We start from the raw sequence: 18,902 nt of genomic DNA, 5'->3' as shown, positions 1-18,902 counted from the left end.
CGCCGGACGACGACGAGCGCCACCCCGGAGAGTCATCCGGTATGGCGCTCGTGACGGACGGACCGCGGCGCTCTCGGCTCAGCTCGTCTCGCCAGCGACGCTGAACGACCGCAACCGGTCGATCGCCAGCACGGTGAACCCGACGCTGACCAGCGCGCTCATCACCGCCGCCACCGGCACGGAGACGGTGGTCTCCAGCAACCCGCTCGGCGCCAACCGGTCGGCGAGGGCGATCACGTACTGCTGAATGGAGAGCACCTTGGTGCCGCTCACGAAGTTGCCCAGCAGGCCCTCCCAGATCAGCACGTAGACCAGGCCGAGCAGCACCGGCCGCCGGGTCAGCAGGCTGAGCGCGAGGAACAGCGCCGAGTACGCGAGCGCCCCGAGGCAGGCGGCGGCCGCGAGACCCAGGCCGAGGCGTACCGAATGGGCCAGCACGCCCGCGACGTAGAGCGGCACGGCGACGGTGACCGCGGTGACGCCGGTCGCCACCGCGAGCTTGGGCAGCACGATCTGCCAGCGCGGGAGCGGCTTGGTGAGGATGTGCACCACGGTGCCGTCGTCGATCTCGGCCCCGAGCACCCCGGTGCCGACGATCAGCGCGACCACCGGCAGCACCACGGCCAGCCCGAGACCGACCAACACCGGAGGGCCCCACTCGCCCGGGTCCACGCCGAGCCCGCGGGAGAGCACGGCGAGCAGCACCAGCACCACCGGGAGCGGGAACAGCAGCAGGAACCGGCGACGGCCGAAGAGACCGCGGGCGGTGATCCAGGAAACGGTCGACATCGGGCTCAGGCCTCCACCAGGTAGGAGAAGACGCTCTCCAGGGACTCGTCCTCGGGCACCAGTTGCTGGACCCGGATGCCCCGGGCCAGGGCGATCTTCGGCAGCGCCCGGGTGAAGGCGCCGTAGTCGCCCGCCCGCACGGTCAGCCCGGTGCGGCCCAGCTCGACCCCGGTCACCGACGCCTCGGCCATCAGGGCCACCGCCAGCGCCCGGTCGTCGGTGGAGCGCACCGCGAAGACGTGCGGGCGGTTCGTCATCAACCGGCGGATGGTCCGGAAGTCACCCGAGGCGGCCAGCCGGCCGGCGACCATCACCTGGACGGTGCCCGAGACCTGCTCGACCTCCTCCAGGATGTGCGAGCTGAACAGGATGGTCCGGCCGGCGCCACCGAGGCGGTGCAGCAGGTCCATCATGTGCAGCCGCTGGCGCGGGTCCATCCCGTTGAACGGCTCGTCGAGCAGCAGCACCTGCGGGTCGTGCACCAGCGCCGCGGCGACGCGGGCACGCTGCCGCATGCCCTTGGAGTATGTGCCGATCCGCCGGTCCTGCGCGCTCTCCAGCTCGACCAGCGCGATCGCCCGGCGGGCGGCCTCCTCGGGATCCGGCAGCCGGTGCAGCTTCGCGCTGGCCAGCACGAACTCGTACGCGCTGAGGAACGTGTGCACCGCCTCGCGCTCGCTGACCAGCCCGAGCCGACGGTAGACCTCCGGGTTGCGCCAGGTCGGCGCGCCGTCCAGGGTGACCGTGCCGCGCGACGCGGCGAGGAAGCCGGCCATCATGTGCAGCAGGGTGGTCTTGCCCGCGCCGTTCGGGCCGAGCAGCCCGGTGACGCCCGGGCCGAGGCGCATGCTGACGTCGTTGACCGCCACCACGTTGCCGTACCAGCGGGAGACGCCCGCCAGATCCAACGTGCTCACGGTCGGGGCGGTCGGCTCGCCGCCCGCCATCGTCCGGGTGTCGGCGCTCGTCGCGCTCATCGGGCGGCCACCTTCCGGTACCGGGCCAGCAGCAGGGTGACGCAGGCGGCCACGAGCAGCGCGGCGGCGACCGCGTAGACCGGGCCGAAGTCCCCGATCAGCGACTCGGACTGGTCGGCGCCGCCGTTGGTGATCAGCAGGTCGCCGAGGGACCAGACCCCGACCCCCTGCACCAGGGTGGACGGCGAGGCGAGGCCGGCCAGCTCGTTGACCGCCTGGGACGGCATGATCGACAGCGTGCCCACGATCGGCGTGGTCATCAGGAACACCGCCACGATCCCACCCGCGGCGAACGCCCGCTTGCCGGTGAGCGAGGCGACCAGCAGACCGACCGAGGCGAAGACCACCGCCCAGAGACCGGCGTAGAGCAGGCCGGGCACCAGGTCGAGCAGTTCGTTCCAGACCCCGGTCATGCCGTTGTCGGTGGTGAACGCGGCGCCGAGGAACATCACCAGCTGCGGCGCGCCGAGCAGCAGCCAGAGCGCGGTCACCAGGGCCAGCAGCTTGGCCAGCGGATAGTCGGAGCGCGGCAGCGGCCGGGAGAAGTAGAGCGGCAGCACCCCGCTGCGCAGGTCGCGGGAGACCAGCTCCGGGGCGACCACCGCGACGAAGAAGATGACCAGCCAGCTCATCGCGTCGGCGAACTGGGCGTACGTCATCACCACCTCGCCGATCTGGCTGCGCACCGCGGTGACCCCGGCGGCGACCACGGTGACGATGCCGACCACCAGCCAGGGGAAGATCTTCGCCTTGGCGCTGCGCCCCAGACCGAAGGCGGTCCGCAGCCCGTGCAGGTAGAGCGCGCCGAAGACGTGTCGGCGGCCCAGTCGCGGGCCGGTGTAGCGCTGGTAGCCGATGTCGTGGATGACACCGGTGGGCTCAGGCATGGCTGGGCTCCCTCGTGGCGAAGAGTTCGGCCACCCGGTGCCGGCGCTGGTCGAGCCGGTGCAGCGGCAGGTCCAGCTCGGCGACCGCGCCAAGGATGAGGTCGTAGGTGGCGTCGTCGGCGAGTTCGACGAGCAGCAGCCGCCCGTCCCTGCGCACCGGCAGGCGCAGCGCGGCGAGCCGGGCGGCCAGGTCCTCGGTGCCCTCACTCACCTCGACGGCGAGCACGTCGGTGGCGGAGGTCATCGCCGAGATGTGGTCGGCGCGCAGCAACCGGCCGCCGTCGATGGCGACCAGGGTGTCGCAGATCCGCTCCACCTCGCCGAGCAGGTGCGAACAGACCAGCACCGAGATGCCGAACTCGGTGCCGATCCGGTGCACCAGCGCGAGCATGGCGTCCCGGCCGGCCGGGTCGAGGCCGTTGGTCGGCTCGTCGAGCAGCAGCAGGTCCGGGTCGTGCACCAGCGCCTGGGCCAGCTTCACCCGCTGCTTCATACCGGTGGAGTAGCCGCCCACCGGGCGGTAGCGCTCCTCGTAGAGCCCGACGTGCCGCAGCGCCTCCGACGCCCGCTCGCGGGCGACCGTGCGCGGCAGACCGCTCATCCGCCCGAGGTGGGTGACCAGCTCGGCGGCGCTCAGGTCGGGCGGCAGGGCGTCGTGCTCGGGCATGTAACCGACGCGCGCGCGCACCGCGGCGGAGTCGGTGGTCGGGTCGAGGCCCAGGACCTGGACCCGGCCGCTCGTCGGCGGGAGCAGGCCGAGCAGGATTTTGATCAGGGTCGACTTGCCGGCGCCGTTCGCGCCCACCAGGCCGATGATCCCGGGCTCGACCGCGACGGTGAGGTCGGCCAGCGCGGTGACCCCACCCCCGTACGTCTTGGTCAGCGACTCGGTCGCGATCAGTGTCACGACGCCCAGCGTAGGCAGCCGGCGCCCGTCGCGGTGCCCGGCACGCCCCTGGTACTCCCCCGATCCTTGCCGGCGTCGACCCCTAGGGCGTGCCGTCGGCGCGCTGCCGGTAAGGCTTTGGTAACGCCCCGGAGGCCGCTGCGACGGCAGACTGTGCCCATGCTCCGTCGCCTGCCGCACACCCCGCTGACCTGGCTCGCGGTCGCCGCGATCGTCGCGGCGTCCGCCCTCGGGCTCTGGTGGTTCCAGCCGTGGAAGCTGGTCACCGATGCCGAGGTGGACGAGGAGTTGTCGGTGGTGGCCAGCGTTCCGGCGGTCGGGCCGACGTCGGTCGGGCCGGTGGCCGGCACGTCGGCGACCGCGGCCCCGGCCGGGCCGACGGTGGTCCGCAGCGGAACGTTCGTCACCCACGAGCACGACACCGAGGGCACTGCCCGGATCGTCCGGGACGCGGCCGGGCGGCACCGGTTGGAGCTCGTCGGCCTGGCCACGTCGAACGGGCCGGACCTCCGCGTCTGGCTCACCGACCAGCCGGTACGCGACGGCACGGCGGGCTGGCGCGTCTTCGACGACGGTCGCTGGGTGGAGCTGGGCCGGCTCAAGGGCAACCGGGGGGACCAGGGCTACGAGATACCGAGCGCCGTGGATCTGGCCGGCTTGACCAGCGTCTCGATCTGGTGCAAGCGATTCGCCGTGTCGTTCGGCGCGGCGCCCCTGGACCCCGTCGGCTGATCCCGCCGCACCCCGCACCCCACCGGTCACGTTTCGGTCGTGGAGTGGCACTCTCGACCGATCGGCGGTCGGCTGCGAAACTGTGTGCCGGCCAGCGAGTGGGGGAAGTGATGAGCAACGGGTGGGTGCTGCCCGACGAGGTGCTGCGGGATGCGCCGGCGTACACGCCGCGCCCGGGGGAGCTGGCTGACCTGGAACTCCTGCTGACCGGGGCGTACGCGCCGCTCACCGGCTTCATGACGCGGGCGGACCTGGTCTCGGTCAGCCGGCGCGGCCGGCTCGCCGACGGCGCCCCGTGGCAGGTCCCGGTGACCCTCCAGGTGCCGACCGCGCTCGCGCAGGGGCTCGACCCGCGCGACCCCGCGCGCCGCGCACTGGTGCTCACCGACGGCGAGGGCGCTCCGGTGGCCGGGCTGGACGTGGTCGACGCGTGGCCGGTCCGCGACGGGGTGACCGGCGTCGGTGGCGCCGTACGCCGGCTGGGCGACGGAGGGCACGGCCCGTTCCAGCGACTGCGCCGCACCCCCGAGGAGGTACGGTCGCTGCTGCCTCCGGGCCGGGTGCTCGGGGTGATCGCCGACCGTCCGCTGCACCGCCCGCAGCTCGCCCAGATCGCGCACGCCGCCCGCACCCTCGGGGCGCACCTGCTGGTCCTGATCCCGGTCGGCGAGGGGGGCTCGCGCGGGCTGCCGCCCGAGGCGCTGGTCCGGGCGATCTTCGCGGCCCGGGACCGGATGCCGCCGGCCACCCTGGTCGCCGTGCCCCTCTCCAGCCGCCCCGACGAGATCAGCGACGCGCTGCTGCGGGCCCGGGTGTCGGCCGCGTACGGCGTCACCCATTTGCTGTCGACCGGCGAGATGCTCTCCGGCGCCGGGCTGCGCGTGCTGGTGCCGCGCGAGCTGGCGTACGACAACCGGGACGGCCAGTGGCGCTGGCGGGAGGACATCCCGCCGCGCAACCGGCGACTGGCGCTGACCCAGGAGGAGATCGACGACCTGCTGGACCGGGGCTTCCCGCTGCCCGAGTGGCACACCCCACCGGCGGTGGCCAAGGAACTGGCCAAGGTCCGGCCGCCGCGGCGGCACCGGGGTCTGGTGGTCTTCCTGACCGGGCTCTCGGGGTCGGGCAAGTCGACCATCGCCCGAGGGCTGTCGGACGCCCTGCGCGAGACCGGCGACCGGACGGTCACCCTGCTCGACGGCGACGTGGTCCGCCGGGAACTCTCCGCCGGGCTCGGGTTCACCAAGACCGACCGGGACCTCAACGTCCGCCGCATCGGGTGGGTGGCGGCCGAGATCGCCCGGCACCGTGGCCTGTCCATCTGCTGCCCCATCGCCCCGTACGCGGCGGCCCGGGCCACCGCCCGGGAGATGGCGTTCGCGGCCGGGGCGGGTTTCGTGCTCGTTCACGTCGCCACCCCGCTGGAGGTCTGCGAGCGGCGCGACCGCAAGGGCCTGTACGCCCGGGCCCGGGCCGGCCAGCTCACCGGGATGACCGGCGTCGACGACCCGTACGAGGAGCCGACCGACGCCGACCTGGTGGTGGACACCAGCGACCTGGCCGTGGACGAGGCGGTGCAGGTGGTGCTGCGCCACCTGACCGAGACGGGCTGGGTCGAGCCCCGGCTCCAGTCCGCCTGACCCTCGGGACACCCCCGTTCCTTCCGCCGCTTCCGGCTACGCGCTAGTGTTCATTCTTGTTGGAACACGTTTGACCGCGTGAGAGTGCGTGGACGGCCCGGAGGTGCGGCGGATGCTGGCGCAGCAGCGGCAGGCGGCCATCCTGGAGCGGGTCCGGGCGGCCGGCGGGGTCCGGGTCACCGAACTGGCCGTCGAGTTCGGCGTCTCGGACATGACCATCCGGCGCGACCTCGAGTCGCTCCACGAGCGCGGCCTGCTCGCCAAGGTGCACGGCGGGGCCACCGTCGCGGGGCCCGGCTCGACCGACGAGCCCGGCTTCCGGGCGAAGTCGGTCCAGCAGCCGTCCGAGAAGGCCGCCATCGCCGACCACGCCGCGCGACTGGTCCGGCCGGGCGCGGCGATCGCGCTCTCGGCCGGCACCACCACCGCCGAGTTGGCCCGCCGGCTGGTGGACGTGCCCGGGCTGACCGTGGTGACCAACTCGCTTCCGGTCGCCGAGATCCTGCACGCCGGTGGCCGGCCGGACCAGACGGTGGTGCTCACCGGTGGGGTGCGGACGCCGTCCGACGCGCTGGTCGGGCCGCTGGCCGTCGGGGCGATCCGGTCGCTCCACCTGGACCTGCTCTTCCTTGGCGTGCACGGCATAAGCGAACGGGCCGGCTTCACCACCCCGAACCTGATGGAGGCGGAGACCGACCGGGCCCTGGTGGCCGCGGCGGACCGGCTGGTGGTGCTCGCCGACCACAGCAAGTGGAACACGGTGGGCATCTCCTCGATCGTCGAGCTCTCCGCGGCGCACGTGCTGGTCACCGACGACCGGTTGCCGCCGGAGGCGCGGCGGGTACTCGGCGAGCGGGTGGGCGAACTGGTGATGGTGACGAGGGCGGGCCGGGCGACGGGCACGCCGACGAGTGGAGGGGCTGCGGAGTGAAGCGCACCGCGATCGAACTGGCGGACGGCCGGGAACTGATCTACTTCGACGAGCGGGACGACGCCGCCCGCGACCAGCCGGACCGGCGCGAGCTGCCGCCCCCGCCGCCCGCGTCCCAGCTGCGCTACGACCCGCTGACCGACGAGTGGGTGGCGGTCGCGGTGCACCGGCAGACCCGCACCTTCCTGCCACCGGCCGACCAGTGCCCGCTCGACCCGTCGGTGGGTGACCGGCTCACCGAGATTCCGGCACCCGACTACGACGTGGTGGTCTTCGAGAACCGGTTCCCGTCGCTGAGCGGCCGGGTGGCCGACGAGCCCGGGGAGATAACCCCCTTCACCCCGCTGCGTCCGGGGCTCGGACGCTGCGAGGTGGTCTGCTTCACCTCCGACCACAACGCGTCGTTCGCCAGCCTCCCGCCCCACCGGGTCCGCACCGTGCTCGACGCGCTCGCCGACCGCACGGTGGCGCTGGGCGACCTGCCCGGCGTGGAGCAGGTGTTCTGCTTCGAGAACCGCGGCGTCGAGATCGGCGTGACCCTGCACCACCCGCACGGCCAGATCTACGCGTACCCGTTCGTCACGCCGCGGACCCGGGCGCTGCTGGCCGTCGCGCGCCGGCACGCCGAGCGCACCGGCGGTGGCAACCTCTACGCGGACGTGCTCGCCGCCGAGCGGGCCGCGGGCGACCGCGTGGTCGCGAGCAATGAGCACTGGACGGCGTACGTCCCCGCGGCCGCCCGCTGGCCGTTCGAGGTGCACGTGGCGCCGCACCGCCCGGTGCCGGACATCCCGGCGCTCGACGACGACGAGCGGGACGCGTTCGGCCCGCTCTACCTGGACCTGCTGCGCCGGTTCGACGGGCTGTTCGACCTGCCCATGCCGTACATCGCCGCCTGGCACCAGGCGCCGGTACGGATCGACCGCGAGTTGGGCCACCTGCATCTGCAGCTGTTCAGCATCCGACGGGCGAAGGACAAGCTGAAGTTCCTGGCCGGCTCCGAGTCCGGCATGGGCGTCTTCATCAACGACATCGCCCCGGAACGCGCCGCCGAACTGCTCCGCGCCGCCTGACCGCGGCCGGCTCGCTCCCGCCTGACGGGCAGGCCGCCCGACCGGCACGGCGGCCCGGGGTGGCCGACGCCGGAGGGACCTGGGAACAGGGCGCGGGGGGCCCGGGACAGGGCCCCCCGCAGGGAAGGGACGGCTGGCTGCGCTACGACAGCCGGGAAGGCTGGCTGATCGGCACTCGTGCCGCGAGGCGACCGCGGTCAACCTTCCTGGACGCGACTGGCATCTCGTCCATCCTGGTCAACGAGGCGCGCCGGACATGGTGACGGAGCGCGCCGACACGACGGGGCCCGCCGGCATGATGCCGGCGGGCCCGTGGGGTGCGTGACGAGGGTCAGGCGAGCTTGCGCGCCAGGTTCTCGTCGAGCGTGTTCATGAACTCGTCGGTGGTCAGCCACGGGGCGTCGCGCGAGATGAGCAGCGCCAGGTCCTTGGTCATCTGGCCGCCCTCGACGGTGTCGACGATGACCTGCTCCAGGGTGTTGGCGAACTCGGTCACCGCCGGGGTGCCGTCCAGCTTGCCCCGGTGGGCCAGGCCCCGGGTCCAGGCGTAGATCGACGCGATCGGGTTGGTCGAGGTCTTCTCGCCCTTCTGCCACTGCCGGTAGTGCCGGGTGACCGTGCCGTGCGCGGCCTCGGCCTCGACCGTGCGGCCGTCCGGGGAGAGCAGCACCGAGGTCATCAGGCCGAGCGAGCCGAAGCCCTGCGCGACGGTGTCGGACTGCACGTCACCGTCGTAGTTCTTGCAGGCCCAGACGTAGCCACCCTCCCACTTGAGGGCGGCGGCGACCATGTCGTCGATCAGCCGGTGCTCGTAGGTGATGCCGGCGGCGTCGAACTCGGCCTTGAACTCGTTCTCGAACACCTCGGCGAAGATGTCCTTGAACCGGCCGTCGTACGCCTTGAGGATGGTGTTCTTCGTCGACAGGTAGACCGGGTAGTTGCGGTCCAGGCCGTACCGGAACGACGCCCGGGCGAAGTCCCGGATCGACTCGTCGAAGTTGTACATGCCCATGGCGATGCCGCCGCCGGAGAAGTTGGCGACCTCCATCTCCATCGGCGCGGAGCCGTCGGCCGGGGTGTAGGTGACGGTCACCTTGCCGGGGCCGGGGACGACGAAGTCGGTGGCCTTGTACTGGTCGCCGTGGGCGTGCCGACCGATGATGATCGGCTTGGTCCAGCCGGGGACCAGCCGCGGCACGTTCGACATGATGATCGGCTCACGGAAGACGACGCCGCCGAGGATGTTGCGGATGGTGCCGTTCGGCGACCGCCACATCTTCTTGAGGCCGAACTCCTCGACCCGGGCCTCGTCCGGGGTGATCGTGGCGCACTTCACGCCGACGCCGTGCTCCTTGATGGCGTTGGCCGCGTCGACGGTGACCTGGTCATCGGTCTCGTCGCGGTGCTGGATCGACAGGTCGTAGTAGTGCAGGTCGACGTCGAGGTAGGGCAGGATCAGCTGCTCCCGGATCTGCTTCCAGATGATCCGGGTCATCTCGTCGCCGTCGAGCTCCACGACCGGGTTGTTTACCTTGATCTTCGCCATCGGCCGGCGCTCCTCTCGGGGGACACGTGCTCAAGCAGTACGAGCGTACTGGAACCGGCTGGCGTTCCCCACTCGGCCTCCGTCCTGCGGTTGAGCTGCCCGGACGAGGGCTTGGGCGGAACCGGGATGCCCGGCCGTCTGGATCAGTGGCACCATCACCCGATGCCGCCAAGTCGCACCCTCGGGTCTATCACGGTCACGCCGATCACCGACGGCGAGGGGCCCTTCTTCCAGCCCCGCACGGCCGCGTTCCCCGAGGCCACCGAGGAGCAGTGGCGTGCGGCGGACCGCCGCGACCCGGCGTCGGTCACCGCCGACGGGCGGTGGTGGCTTCGCTTCCGGAGCTTCGCCGTACGCGCCGGGGACGGGCCGGTCACCCTGGTCGACGCGGGGATCGGACCGGCCGGCTCCCCCGCGGCGAGCTGGGCCCCGGTGCCGGGCCGGCTACCGGAGGAGCTGGCCGCCGCCGGCATCGACCCGGACGACGTCCGGACGGTGGTGCTGACCCACCTGCACACCGACCACGTCGGCTGGGCGGTCACCGGGTCGCCGGGCACGCCGTACTTCCGGGAGGCGGAGTACCTGGTGCAGCGGGCGGAGCTGGCCGCCCTCGACGCCGTGAACCCGGAGCTGCGCGCCCGGCTGGTCGCCCCGTTGCGCGCCGCCGGCCAGCTCCGCGAGGTCGACGGCGAGGCCACGATCGGGCCGGGGATACGCCTGCTGCCGACGCCGGGGCACACGCCGGGGCACCAGTGCGTGCTGCTCGACGGCCACGACGAGCGACTGCTGCTCACCGGCGACCTGCTGGTGCACGCCGTCCAGCTGGTCGACCCGGAGCTGGCGTACGCCCACGAGGTGGACCCGGATCAGGCCCGCGCCTCCCGCACGACCCTCCTCCGCGCCCTGGCCACCCGACCCGGCCCCACCCTCCTGGCCACCCCCCACCTGGGCGCCCCCTTCACCCCCCTCTAGCCCCGGCCCCCTCCCCACCCCTCCCGACCACCGCGTCGATCATGAAGTTACTGCTGCGACACGCCGGCGCGGACGGCAATAACTTCATGATCGACGAGGTGGACGCCCGGATGGGGAGGAGACGCGGGAGGGGTACGCCGGTGGTGCCGGCGTACCCCTCCGCGAGGTGGTGCTCAGCTCACATGTTGGCGACGTCGGCCTGCTTGGCCCGGACGGCCTCGGCGGCCTCCTTGAGGCTGGCCAGCTCGTCGGCGTCCAGGTCGGTCTCGACGACCCGCTTGACGCCCTCGGCGCCGATCTGGGCCTCGACGCCGAGGTAGACGCCGGAGATGCCGTACTGGCCGTCGACCCAGGCGCAGACCGGCATGACCTCGCCCGAGTCCTCGGCGACGGCCTTCGCCATCTTGGCGGCGGCGGCGGACGGGGCGTAGTACGCCGAACCGGTCTTCAGCAACGCGACCACCTCGGCGCCACCGTTACGGGTCTTGACCACCAGCTCCTCGATCTGCGCGTCGGGCATGACCTCGCGCAGCGGCTTGCCGTTGACGGTGCTCTTCGACGGCACCGGCACCATCGTGTCGCCGTGCGAGCCGAGGGTGAGGGTCTTGACCGACTTCACCGGCACGTTCAGCGCCTCGGCCACGAAGTTGGTGAACCGGGCGGTGTCGAGCATGCCGGCCTGGCCGAGCACCCGGTTCTTCGGGAACTGCGTGGCGAGCTGGGCCAGCGCGGTCATCTCGTCCAGCGGGTTGGAGACCACGATGACGACCGCGTTGGGGGCGTACTTGGCGACGTTCTCGGAGACCTGACGGACGATCTTGGCGTTCGTCTCCAGCAGGTCCATCCGGCTCATGCCCGGCTTGCGAGGCAGACCGGCGGTGATGACCACGACGTCGGAGCCCTCGATCGCCTCGTAGCCCTCGCCGTTCGGGCCGGTGGTGACGCCGACGACCTTCGTCTCGAAGCCCTCGATCGGGCGCGACTGGTTGAGGTCCAGCGCGAGGCCCGCCGGCTTGCCCTCCACGATGTCGGTGATCACAACGGTGTCGAAGACGTCGTACTCGGCCAGGCGCTGTGCGGTGGTGGAGCCGTAGAAGCCGGCCCCGACGACAGTGACCTTCTTACCCATGGTCGTCCCACTCCCTGATACCAGTCGGTTTTCCGGACCGTATCAGTCATCCTGGCACCGATCCGGCCAGGGGCGGACGGTTATGACGCGACCGCTCAGGGCGGGAGCCGGCGGCTGCCGGATGCGGTGACCGGGCGGCTCAGCCCTCCTCCGCGCGTTCCACGACGTTGGTCAGCAGCATGGCGCGGGTCATCGGCCCGACGCCGCCGGGCATCGGCACCAGGGCGCCGGCCACCTCGGCCACGCCCGCGTCGACGTCACCGGTGTAGCGACCCTTGCCGTCCGACCCGACGACGCGGGTGATGCCGACGTCAACCACCACCGCGCCCGGGGTGATCATGTCGGCGGTGAGCAGGCCCGGTACGCCGGCCGCCACGATCACGATGTCGGCAGCCCGGGTGTGCGAGGCGAGGTCGAGGGTCCCGGTGTGGCAGAGCGTCACGGTCGCGTTCTCGCTGCGCCGGGTCAGCAGCAGGCCGAGCGGACGGCCGACCGTGTTGCCCCGGCCGACCACCGCCACCGTGGCGCCGCGCAGGGCCACGTCGTGCCGGCGGAGCAGCTCGACGATGCCCCGCGGAGTGCACGGCAGCGGGCCGGGGTAGCCGAGCACCAGCCGGCCCAGGTTGACCGGGTGCAGGCCGTCGGCGTCCTTCGTCGGGTCGATCAGCTCCAGCACGCGCTGGGTGTCCAGGTGGGCCGGGAGCGGCAGCTGGACGATGTAGCCGTGGCAGGCCGGGTCCGCGTTCAGCTCGGCGAGCACGTCGTCGACCTGCTGCTGGGTCGCGTCGGCCGGCAGCTCGCGGCGGATCGAGGCGATGCCCACCTCCGCGCAGTCGCGGTGCTTGCCGTTGACGTACGCCTGCGACCCCGGGTCGGAACCGACCAGGACGGTGCCGAGACCGGGAGTGATACCGCGTTCGGCCAGTGCCTTGACCCGCGCCCGCAGCTCGTCCTTGATATCGGCCGCGGTCGCCTTGCCGTCCAGAAGCGTCGCCGTCACGAACTGAATCGTCTCACGCCGGGCCTCCGCCGTTCGGACGACCCGGTTCCCGGGAGTCCGGAGGAGGGCCTCCGGTACCGCGATTTGATAACGATCTGTTACGTGTCGTAAGTCACTCTGCGTGTTGGAAAGTGGATTCCATCACGGCGGGAACGGACAGGGCGACAGCCGCCCCCATTACCCGGACGACCGGTCCGAGTAGCACCGGGCCGGCCCGAACGGGCACGGACCGCACCGGCCGGCCGAAGCAAAATGGCACTTCAGGGCCCATTAGGCGGCTCCTCGCTAGCAGGGCGAACGCCTCCCGGCAAGGGGGGACGGCGGGCAACGTTACGGAGTCGCAATCGGCTCGTTGCCGAAGCGAACCATCCGACCTACCGTTGCCGATCGTTGCGCAGCGTTACCCAACGCCGGGCCTGACTGCGCAGCGTGAGGAGATGAGGAGGCTCCATGCGAGTTCGTAGGCTCGCCGCCTGGACCGCCCTCCCGCTCGCGGTGACCCTGGGCCTCGCGGCCTGCGGCAGCGGCGGCGACGGCGGATCCGGCAGCAGCGACCCCAATGCGGCGGTCAGTATCCAGATCGCCGAGCCGCAGCACCTGGTTCCGACGAACACCACCGAGACGTCCGGCTCGCAGGTGCTCGCCGGCCTGTTCGCCCCGCTCGTCGACTACGACGCGCAGAACAAGCCGTACGAGGTCGCGGCCGACTCGGTGACGTCGACCGACCACAAGGTCTGGACGATCAAGCTCAAGGACGGCTTCACCTTCCACAACGGCGAGAAGGTCACGTCCGACGACTACATCAACGCCTGGAACTACGGCGCGTACGCGCCCAACGGTCAGGGCGCCAGCTACTTCTTCGAGAAGATCGCCGGCTACCAGGACCTCCAGGGCGACAAGCCGAAGGCCAAGGAGATGTCCGGCCTGGAGAAGGTCGACGACCTGACCTTCCAGGTGACGCTCTCCGCGCCGTACATCGACTTCGAGACGATGCTCGGCTACAACGCCTTCTACCCGCTGCCGGAGGCCGCGTTCTCGGCCCCGGGCGTGCTCAAGGACTCCTACGAGCAGGCGCCGATCGGCCAGGGCCCGTTCAAGATGAAGGGCACCTGGCAGCACGACAGCAAGATCGACGTCGAGCGGTACGACGCCTACCCGGGCGAGAAGCCCAAGGTGAAGAACATCGAGTTCCGGGTCTACCAGCAGCTCACCGCCGCGTACGCGGACGTGCTGGGTGACAACCTGGACGTGCTGCCGACGATCCCGACCGAGAGCCTGAGCACGGCGCCGACCGACCTGGGCGACCGGTACCAGACCAGCCCGATGTCGTCGTTCCAGTTCCTGGCGTTCCCGACGTTCGACAAGAACTTCAGCAACCCGGACGTGCGCAAGGCGATCTCGATGGCGATCGACCGGGACGAGATCACCAAGTCGATCTTCAAGGGCTCGCAGCAGTCGGCCCGCTCGTTCGTCTCGCCGGTGCTGCCGGGTTACCGGGAGAACACCGCGGGCGCGGCGGGTGAGTTCAACCCGACCGAGGCCAAGAAGCTGTACCAGGCCGCGGGCGGCCCGTCGAAGATCGTCATCTCCTACAACGGCGACGGCGGTCACAAGGACTGGGTCGACGCGACCGCCAACCAGCTGAAGGCCAACCTGGGCGTCGAGGTCGTCGGCTCGGCCGAGCCGAAGTTCGCCGACCTGCTCACCAAGGTCGAGAAGAAGCAGCCGGTCGGCCTGTTCCGGATGGGTTGGGTCATGGACTACCCGTCCATGGAGGACTACCTGGGCCCGCTGTACAGCACCAACGGCTCGTCGAACTACTACGGGTACAGCAACCCGGAGTTCGACAAGCTGGTGAAGGAGGGCTCCGCCGCTCCCACCCAGGAAGAGGCGATCAAGAAGTACCAGCAGGCCGAGGACATCCTGGCCAAGGACATGCCGGTGATCCCGCTCCGCTTCGGCGAGAACGTGTTCGGCCACTCGACCAAGGTCAAGAACGTCGAGATGGACCTGTTCCAGCGCGTCAACCTGGTCAAGATCGAGGCGGCCAGCTGAGCTGACCGCGGTCCGGGCCACCCGGGGACTTTCCCGGGTGGCCCGGGCGCACGCGGACCGACCCGGTCGCTGATCGTCCGGGCCGGTCTCCGCGCGGCCCCGCCGGGGGACCGACGACCAGGTCACGGATTTTTCCGGTACGACCAGAGACGTCGTCTTGCGACCCATTCGCATTTTTCCGGAGAGACTGGAAAGTATGTTCCGCTACATCCTGCGGCGCCTCCTGCAGATGGTCCTGGCGTTCTTCGGGACCACGCTGATCGTCTACGCGCTGATGTTCGCCGGGCAGGGCGACCCGATCCAGGCCCTCGCCGGCGAGCGGCCGGTGACACCGGCCCAGCGGGCATACCTGACGGAGAAGTTCCACCTCGACCAGACCGGCGTCGGTGGCTTCTTCTACCGCTACTTCGACTACGTGAAGAACCTCGTCCAGGGTGACCTGGGCCAGTCGCTCACCGGCCGGCAGATCGGCGACATCCTCGAGCAGGCCTGGCCGACCACGGTCAAGCTGGCCCTCATCGCGCTCGCCGTGGCCATCATCTTCGGCGTCACCGCCGGCGTGATCGCCGGCATCCGCCGGGCCGGCATCTTCGACAACGCGACCCTGGTGCTGACCCTGCTGGTGCTGGGCATTCCGACCATCGTGCTGGCGCCGCTCGCGCAGTTCTTCTTCGGCGTCAAGTGGCAGCTCTTCCCACCCACCGCGGGCGCGGAGCCCAGCTTCTACGCGCTGCTGCTGCCCGGCATCGTGCTCGGCTCGCTCTCGCTGGCGACGGCGCTGCGACTCACCCGCACCTCGGTGGCGGAGAACCTACGCGCCGACTACGTCCGCACCGCCCGGTCCAAGGGCCTGGTCAAACGGCGCATCGTCAGCGTCCACGTGCTGCGCAACTCGCTCATCCCGGTGGTGACCTTCCTCGGCGTCGAGCTGGGCAACCTGATGAGCGGCGCGATCATCACCGAGGGCGTCTTCAACATCCCCGGCGTGGGCTTCAACCTCTTCCGCGGCATCCGCACCGAGGACGGCCCCCTGGTGGTGGGAATCGTCAGCGTCCTCGTCGTCGTCTACCTGGTCTCGAACCTGGTGGTGGATGTCCTGTACGCCGTACTCGACCCGAGGATCCGCTATGAGTGAGCGCAGCGAACGAATCATCAACGCAGCGTGCTTGGACGCTCAGGCCGGCACCGAGCGGAGCGAGGTGCGGGCATGAGTGATTTTGAGACGGTGGCGGCCACCGAGAACCAGGCCGCGCGCCGTGGCCCCTCGGGTGAGCCCGGCAACCCGAACCAGCCCGGCACCCCCGGCAAGCCGCGCAGCCTGGCCGGTGACGCCTGGCGCGACCTGCGCCGCAACCCGATCTTCTGGGTCTCGCTCACGCTGGTGCTGATCGTCACCCTGATGGCGGTCGCCCCCGGCCTGTTCACCGCGAACGACCCGAAGGACTGCCTGCTCTCCCGGCAGCACGCCGGGCCGTCCGGTGGGGCCATCTTCGGGTACGGCTTCCAGGGCTGCGACACCTTCTCCCGGGCGGTCTACGGCACGCAGGCCTCGCTGCTCGTCGGCGCGCTCTCCGCGCTGTTCACCGGCGTGCTCGCGCTGATCGTCGGCATGCTCGCCGGTTACTTCGGCGGATGGGTCGACGCCGTGCTCTCCCGGGTGATCGACATCGTGCTCGGCATCCCGCTGCTGCTCGCCGCGATCGTCCTGCTCAAGCGGGTCGGCACGGAGAGCCCGAACTTCCGGCTCGGCGCGGTCGTGCTGGTCCTGGCCCTCCTCGGCTGGACCACGGCCGCCCGGGTGGTCCGCTCCTCGGTGATCACCGCCAAGGAGCAGGACTACGTCGCGGCGGCCCGGATGCTCGGCGCCGGCAACGGCCGGATCATGCTGCGGCACATCCTGCCGAACGCGCTCGCCCCCGCCATCGTGGTGCTGACCATCGCGCTCGGTTCGTTCATCGCCGCCGAGGCGACCCTCTCGTTCCTCGGCATCGGCCTGAGCCAGGAGACCATCTCGTGGGGCCAGGACATCGACACCGGCCGGGTCCACATGCGGGAGGCCGCGACCCCGCTGATCGTCCCGTCGGCCTTCCTCGCGCTGACCGTGCTGGCGTTCATCATGCTCGGCGACGCGATCCGTGACGCCTTCGACCCGAAGCTGCGGTGATCCCTCATGACTGACTCCGTCGTTCAGCCCACGCCCGCCTCCGCCACCCCGGAGGGCGGCCACCTGCTCGAGCTCCGGGACCTCTACGTCGAGTTCCGCACCGGCGAGGGTGTGGCCAAGGTGATCAACGGGGTGTCGTACCACCTGGACGCCGGCGAGACGCTCGCCGTCCTCGGCGAGTCCGGCTCCGGCAAGTCGGTGACCGCCCAGGCGATCATGGGCATCCTGGACACCCCGCCGGCGCACATCCGCTCCGGGCAGATCCTCTACCAGGGGCGCGACCTGCTCGCCCTGTCGGAGGAGCAGCGCCGGCAGGTGCGCGGCAAGGAGATCGCGATGATCTTCCAGGACGCGCTCTCCGCGCTGAACCCGGTCTTCCCGGTGGGCTGGCAGATCGGCGAGACCCTGCGCCAGCGGGAGGGGATGTCCCGCGCCGACGCCCGGCGCCGCGCCATCGAGCTGATGGACCTGGTGAAGATCCCGGCCGCCGCCCGGCGGATCGGCGACTACCCGCACCAGTTCTCCGGCGGCATGCGGCAGCGCGTCATGATCGCGATGGCGCTCGCGCTCAACCCGAAGGTGCTGATCGCCGACGAGCCGACCACCGCACTGGACGTCACCGTGCAGGCCCAGATCATGGACCTCCTCGCCGACCTGCGCCGGGACCTCGGCATGGCGATGATCCTGATCACCCATGACCTGGGCGTGGTGGCCGGCGTGGCGGACCGGATCGCGGTCATGTACGCCGGCCGGATCGTCGAGCACGCCGACGTCCGCTCGCTCTACCGGGCGCCCGCGCACCCGTACACCAAGGGCCTGCTGGAGTCGATCCCGCGCCTGGACGTCCGCGGCCAGGAGCTCTCCACGATCAAGGGACTGCCGCCGAACCTGATGAAAATCCCCTCCGGCTGCCCGTTCCACCCCCGGTGCCCGTACGTGCAGCAGGTCTGCATCGACGTGGTGCCGCACGACCTGGTCCTCGGCGACGGCCGGACCAGCGCATGCCACTTCGCGCAGGAGGTCCGTGATGACAGCGCCCGCTAGCAGCACCAAGGTCCGCGGCGAGACCATCCTCTCCGTCGACAACCTGGTCAAGCACTTCCCGATCTCGCAGGGCGTGCTGTTCAAGAAGCAGGTCGGCGCGGTCAAGGCCGTCGACGGGGTCAGCTTCGAGCTGCGCCGCGGCGAGACGCTCGGCATCGTCGGCGAGTCCGGCTGCGGCAAGTCGACGCTGGCCCGGCTGCTGATGCGGTTGGAGACACCGACCTCGGGCCGGGCCACCCTGGAGGGCAAGGACCTGTTCAAGTCCTCCGGCGGCGAGCTGCGCCGGCTGCGGCGGAACATGCAGATGGTCATGCAGGACCCGTACACCTCGCTGAACCCGCGGATGACGGTCGGCGACATCATCGGCGAGCCGTTCGAGATCCACCCGGACGCGGCCCCCAAGGGCAGCAAGCGCAAGCGGGTACAGGAACTGCTGGACGTGGTCGGGCTGAACCCGGAGCACATCAACCGGTACCCGCACCAGTTCTCCGGCGGCCAGCGGCAGCGCATCGGCATCGCCCGGGCGCTCGCCCTGCGTCCGGAGATCATCGTCTGCGACGAGCCGGTCTCCGCGCTGGATGTGTCGATCCAGGCGCAGGTGATCAACCTGCTGGAGCAGCTCCAGGACGAGTTCGGGCTCTCCTACATCTTCATCGCCCACGACCTGTCGGTGGTCCGGCACATCTCGGACCGGGTCGCGGTCATGTACCTCGGCCGGATCGTGGAGGTCGGCACCGAGGACGAGATCTACGAGCGGGCCACCCACCCGTACACCCAGGCGCTGCTCTCCGCGGTGCCGGTGCCGGACCCGGAGGCCCGCAACGACCGGAACATCATCCGGCTCGTCGGCGACGTGCCGTCGCCGGCCGACCCGCCCAGCGGGTGCCGCTTCCGCACCCGCTGCTGGAAGGCCCAGGAGATCTGCGCCGTCGAGGACCCGCAGACGGTCCCGCGGGCCGCCGACCCGCACCCCTCGGCGTGCCACTTCGCCGAGCTCCGCCCCACCGCGACGGCCTGACGCGGAGGCCGACCCCGTCGCGACCCGGCGCTCCCGGG

At 71.3% G+C, this 18,902-nt stretch carries 17 protein-coding genes; 10 read left to right on the top strand and 7 right to left on the bottom strand.

Going from position 1 to position 18,902, the window contains the following annotated elements; translation table 11 throughout:
* Nucleotides 1-78: 78 nt before the first annotated feature.
* The 4 genes from O7603_RS25675 to O7603_RS25660 are packed head-to-tail and all read right to left on the bottom strand — an operon-like array spanning nt 79 to nt 3,560.
* Nucleotides 79-789, bottom strand: coding sequence for an ABC transporter permease (locus tag O7603_RS25675; protein WP_281572313.1), 711 nt, complete (start codon nt 787-789; stop codon nt 79-81).
* A gap of 5 nt (nt 790-794) precedes the next feature.
* Nucleotides 795-1,766, bottom strand: a complete 972-nt coding sequence (locus O7603_RS25670; protein WP_281572312.1) for an ABC transporter ATP-binding protein — start codon at nt 1,764-1,766, stop codon at nt 795-797.
* Nucleotides 1,763-2,653: an ABC transporter permease subunit gene (locus O7603_RS25665; protein WP_281572311.1), complete on the bottom strand. Its 891-nt coding sequence runs from the start codon at nt 2,651-2,653 to the stop codon at nt 1,763-1,765. The genes O7603_RS25670 and O7603_RS25665 overlap by 4 nt, the downstream gene beginning before the upstream one ends.
* Nucleotides 2,646-3,560, bottom strand: coding sequence for an ABC transporter ATP-binding protein (locus O7603_RS25660; RefSeq protein WP_281572310.1), 915 nt, complete (start codon nt 3,558-3,560; stop codon nt 2,646-2,648). The genes O7603_RS25665 and O7603_RS25660 overlap by 8 nt, the downstream gene beginning before the upstream one ends.
* A gap of 159 nt (nt 3,561-3,719) precedes the next feature.
* Between O7603_RS25660 and O7603_RS25655 the strand changes: the two genes are divergently transcribed.
* The 4 genes from O7603_RS25655 (at nt 3,720) to galT (ending at nt 7,936) form a co-directional block, all read left to right on the top strand.
* Nucleotides 3,720-4,292 (top strand): DM13 domain-containing protein, encoded by a 573-nt coding sequence (locus O7603_RS25655; protein WP_281572309.1) that lies wholly within the window; start codon nt 3,720-3,722, stop codon nt 4,290-4,292.
* Between the two features lie 110 nt (nt 4,293-4,402).
* A complete protein-coding gene (gene cysC / locus O7603_RS25650; protein ID WP_281572308.1) occupies nt 4,403-5,932 on the top strand; it encodes an adenylyl-sulfate kinase in 1,530 nt (509 codons plus the stop codon).
* A gap of 112 nt (nt 5,933-6,044) precedes the next feature.
* On the top strand, nt 6,045-6,863 hold the full coding sequence (locus O7603_RS25645; protein ID WP_281572307.1) for a DeoR/GlpR family DNA-binding transcription regulator: 819 nt from the start codon (nt 6,045-6,047) through the stop codon (nt 6,861-6,863).
* Nucleotides 6,860-7,936, top strand: coding sequence for a galactose-1-phosphate uridylyltransferase (gene galT / locus O7603_RS25640; RefSeq protein ID WP_281572306.1), 1,077 nt, complete (start codon nt 6,860-6,862; stop codon nt 7,934-7,936). Before O7603_RS25645 ends, galT begins: the two co-directional genes overlap by 4 nt.
* A gap of 331 nt (nt 7,937-8,267) precedes the next feature.
* On the opposite strand, the gene O7603_RS25635 is transcribed toward galT, so the two are convergent.
* Complete coding sequence (locus O7603_RS25635; RefSeq protein ID WP_281572305.1) at nt 8,268-9,482, bottom strand: NADP-dependent isocitrate dehydrogenase; 1,215 nt, start codon at nt 9,480-9,482, stop codon at nt 8,268-8,270.
* 162 nt (nt 9,483-9,644) lie between these two features.
* Here O7603_RS25635 and O7603_RS25630 point away from each other — a divergent pair, with 162 nt between their 5' ends.
* Nucleotides 9,645-10,454, top strand: coding sequence for an MBL fold metallo-hydrolase (locus O7603_RS25630; protein WP_281572304.1), 810 nt, complete (start codon nt 9,645-9,647; stop codon nt 10,452-10,454).
* Nucleotides 10,455-10,632: 178 nt separating this feature from the next.
* Here the strand turns inward: O7603_RS25630 and mdh are convergent, their stop codons facing one another.
* Nucleotides 10,633-11,583 (bottom strand): malate dehydrogenase, encoded by a 951-nt coding sequence (gene mdh, locus O7603_RS25625; RefSeq protein WP_281572303.1) that lies wholly within the window; start codon nt 11,581-11,583, stop codon nt 10,633-10,635.
* Between the two features lie 139 nt (nt 11,584-11,722).
* The gene (locus O7603_RS25620; protein ID WP_281572302.1) at nt 11,723-12,583 is read right to left on the bottom strand and encodes a bifunctional methylenetetrahydrofolate dehydrogenase/methenyltetrahydrofolate cyclohydrolase; all 861 of its coding nucleotides are present in this window, start codon (nt 12,581-12,583) and stop codon (nt 11,723-11,725) included.
* A 450-nt stretch (nt 12,584-13,033) separates the two neighbouring features.
* Between O7603_RS25620 and O7603_RS25615 the strand changes: the two genes are divergently transcribed.
* From O7603_RS25615 to O7603_RS25595, 5 genes are all read left to right on the top strand, one after another.
* A complete protein-coding gene (locus O7603_RS25615; RefSeq protein ID WP_281572301.1) occupies nt 13,034-14,638 on the top strand; it encodes an ABC transporter substrate-binding protein in 1,605 nt (534 codons plus the stop codon).
* 196 nt (nt 14,639-14,834) lie between these two features.
* Complete coding sequence (locus O7603_RS25610; RefSeq protein WP_281572300.1) at nt 14,835-15,773, top strand: ABC transporter permease; 939 nt, start codon at nt 14,835-14,837, stop codon at nt 15,771-15,773.
* 72 nt (nt 15,774-15,845) lie between these two features.
* Nucleotides 15,846-16,802 (top strand): ABC transporter permease, encoded by a 957-nt coding sequence (locus O7603_RS25605; RefSeq protein WP_281572299.1) that lies wholly within the window; start codon nt 15,846-15,848, stop codon nt 16,800-16,802.
* Nucleotides 16,803-16,808: 6 nt separating this feature from the next.
* Nucleotides 16,809-17,846, top strand: a complete 1,038-nt coding sequence (locus O7603_RS25600) for an ABC transporter ATP-binding protein (protein WP_281572298.1) — start codon at nt 16,809-16,811, stop codon at nt 17,844-17,846.
* Complete coding sequence (locus O7603_RS25595; RefSeq protein WP_281572297.1) at nt 17,830-18,864, top strand: dipeptide ABC transporter ATP-binding protein; 1,035 nt, start codon at nt 17,830-17,832, stop codon at nt 18,862-18,864. The genes O7603_RS25600 and O7603_RS25595 overlap by 17 nt, the downstream gene beginning before the upstream one ends.
* Nucleotides 18,865-18,902: the final 38 nt, after the last annotated feature.

It is taken from the genome of Micromonospora sp. WMMD812 (assembly GCF_027497215.1).
Taxonomy (GTDB): Bacteria; Actinomycetota; Actinomycetes; order Mycobacteriales; family Micromonosporaceae; genus Micromonospora.
The sequence above is the reverse complement of the archived record's forward strand: the minus strand, read 5'-3'. Positions and strand labels throughout refer to the sequence as shown.

Bases quoted from the DNA above. Each gene is read 5' to 3' on its own strand.
- O7603_RS25675 (WP_281572313.1), bottom strand. From the start codon at position 789: ATGTCGACCGTTTCCTGGATCACCGCCCGCGGTCTCTTCGGCCGTCGC.
- O7603_RS25670 (WP_281572312.1), bottom strand. From the start codon at position 1,766: ATGAGCGCGACGAGCGCCGACACCCGGACGATGGCGGGCGGCGAGCCG.
- O7603_RS25665 (WP_281572311.1), bottom strand. From the start codon at position 2,653: ATGCCTGAGCCCACCGGTGTCATCCACGACATCGGCTACCAGCGCTAC.
- O7603_RS25655 (WP_281572309.1), top strand. From the start codon at position 3,720: ATGCTCCGTCGCCTGCCGCACACCCCGCTGACCTGGCTCGCGGTCGCC.
- cysC (WP_281572308.1), top strand. From the start codon at position 4,403: ATGAGCAACGGGTGGGTGCTGCCCGACGAGGTGCTGCGGGATGCGCCG.
- O7603_RS25645 (WP_281572307.1), top strand. From the start codon at position 6,045: ATGCTGGCGCAGCAGCGGCAGGCGGCCATCCTGGAGCGGGTCCGGGCG.
- O7603_RS25635 (WP_281572305.1), bottom strand. From the start codon at position 9,482: ATGGCGAAGATCAAGGTAAACAACCCGGTCGTGGAGCTCGACGGCGAC.
- O7603_RS25630 (WP_281572304.1), top strand. From the start codon at position 9,645: ATGCCGCCAAGTCGCACCCTCGGGTCTATCACGGTCACGCCGATCACC.
- mdh (WP_281572303.1), bottom strand. From the start codon at position 11,583: ATGGGTAAGAAGGTCACTGTCGTCGGGGCCGGCTTCTACGGCTCCACC.
- O7603_RS25615 (WP_281572301.1), top strand. From the start codon at position 13,034: ATGCGAGTTCGTAGGCTCGCCGCCTGGACCGCCCTCCCGCTCGCGGTG.
- O7603_RS25610 (WP_281572300.1), top strand. From the start codon at position 14,835: ATGTTCCGCTACATCCTGCGGCGCCTCCTGCAGATGGTCCTGGCGTTC.
- O7603_RS25605 (WP_281572299.1), top strand. From the start codon at position 15,846: ATGAGTGATTTTGAGACGGTGGCGGCCACCGAGAACCAGGCCGCGCGC.
- O7603_RS25600 (WP_281572298.1), top strand. From the start codon at position 16,809: ATGACTGACTCCGTCGTTCAGCCCACGCCCGCCTCCGCCACCCCGGAG.
- O7603_RS25595 (WP_281572297.1), top strand. From the start codon at position 17,830: ATGACAGCGCCCGCTAGCAGCACCAAGGTCCGCGGCGAGACCATCCTC.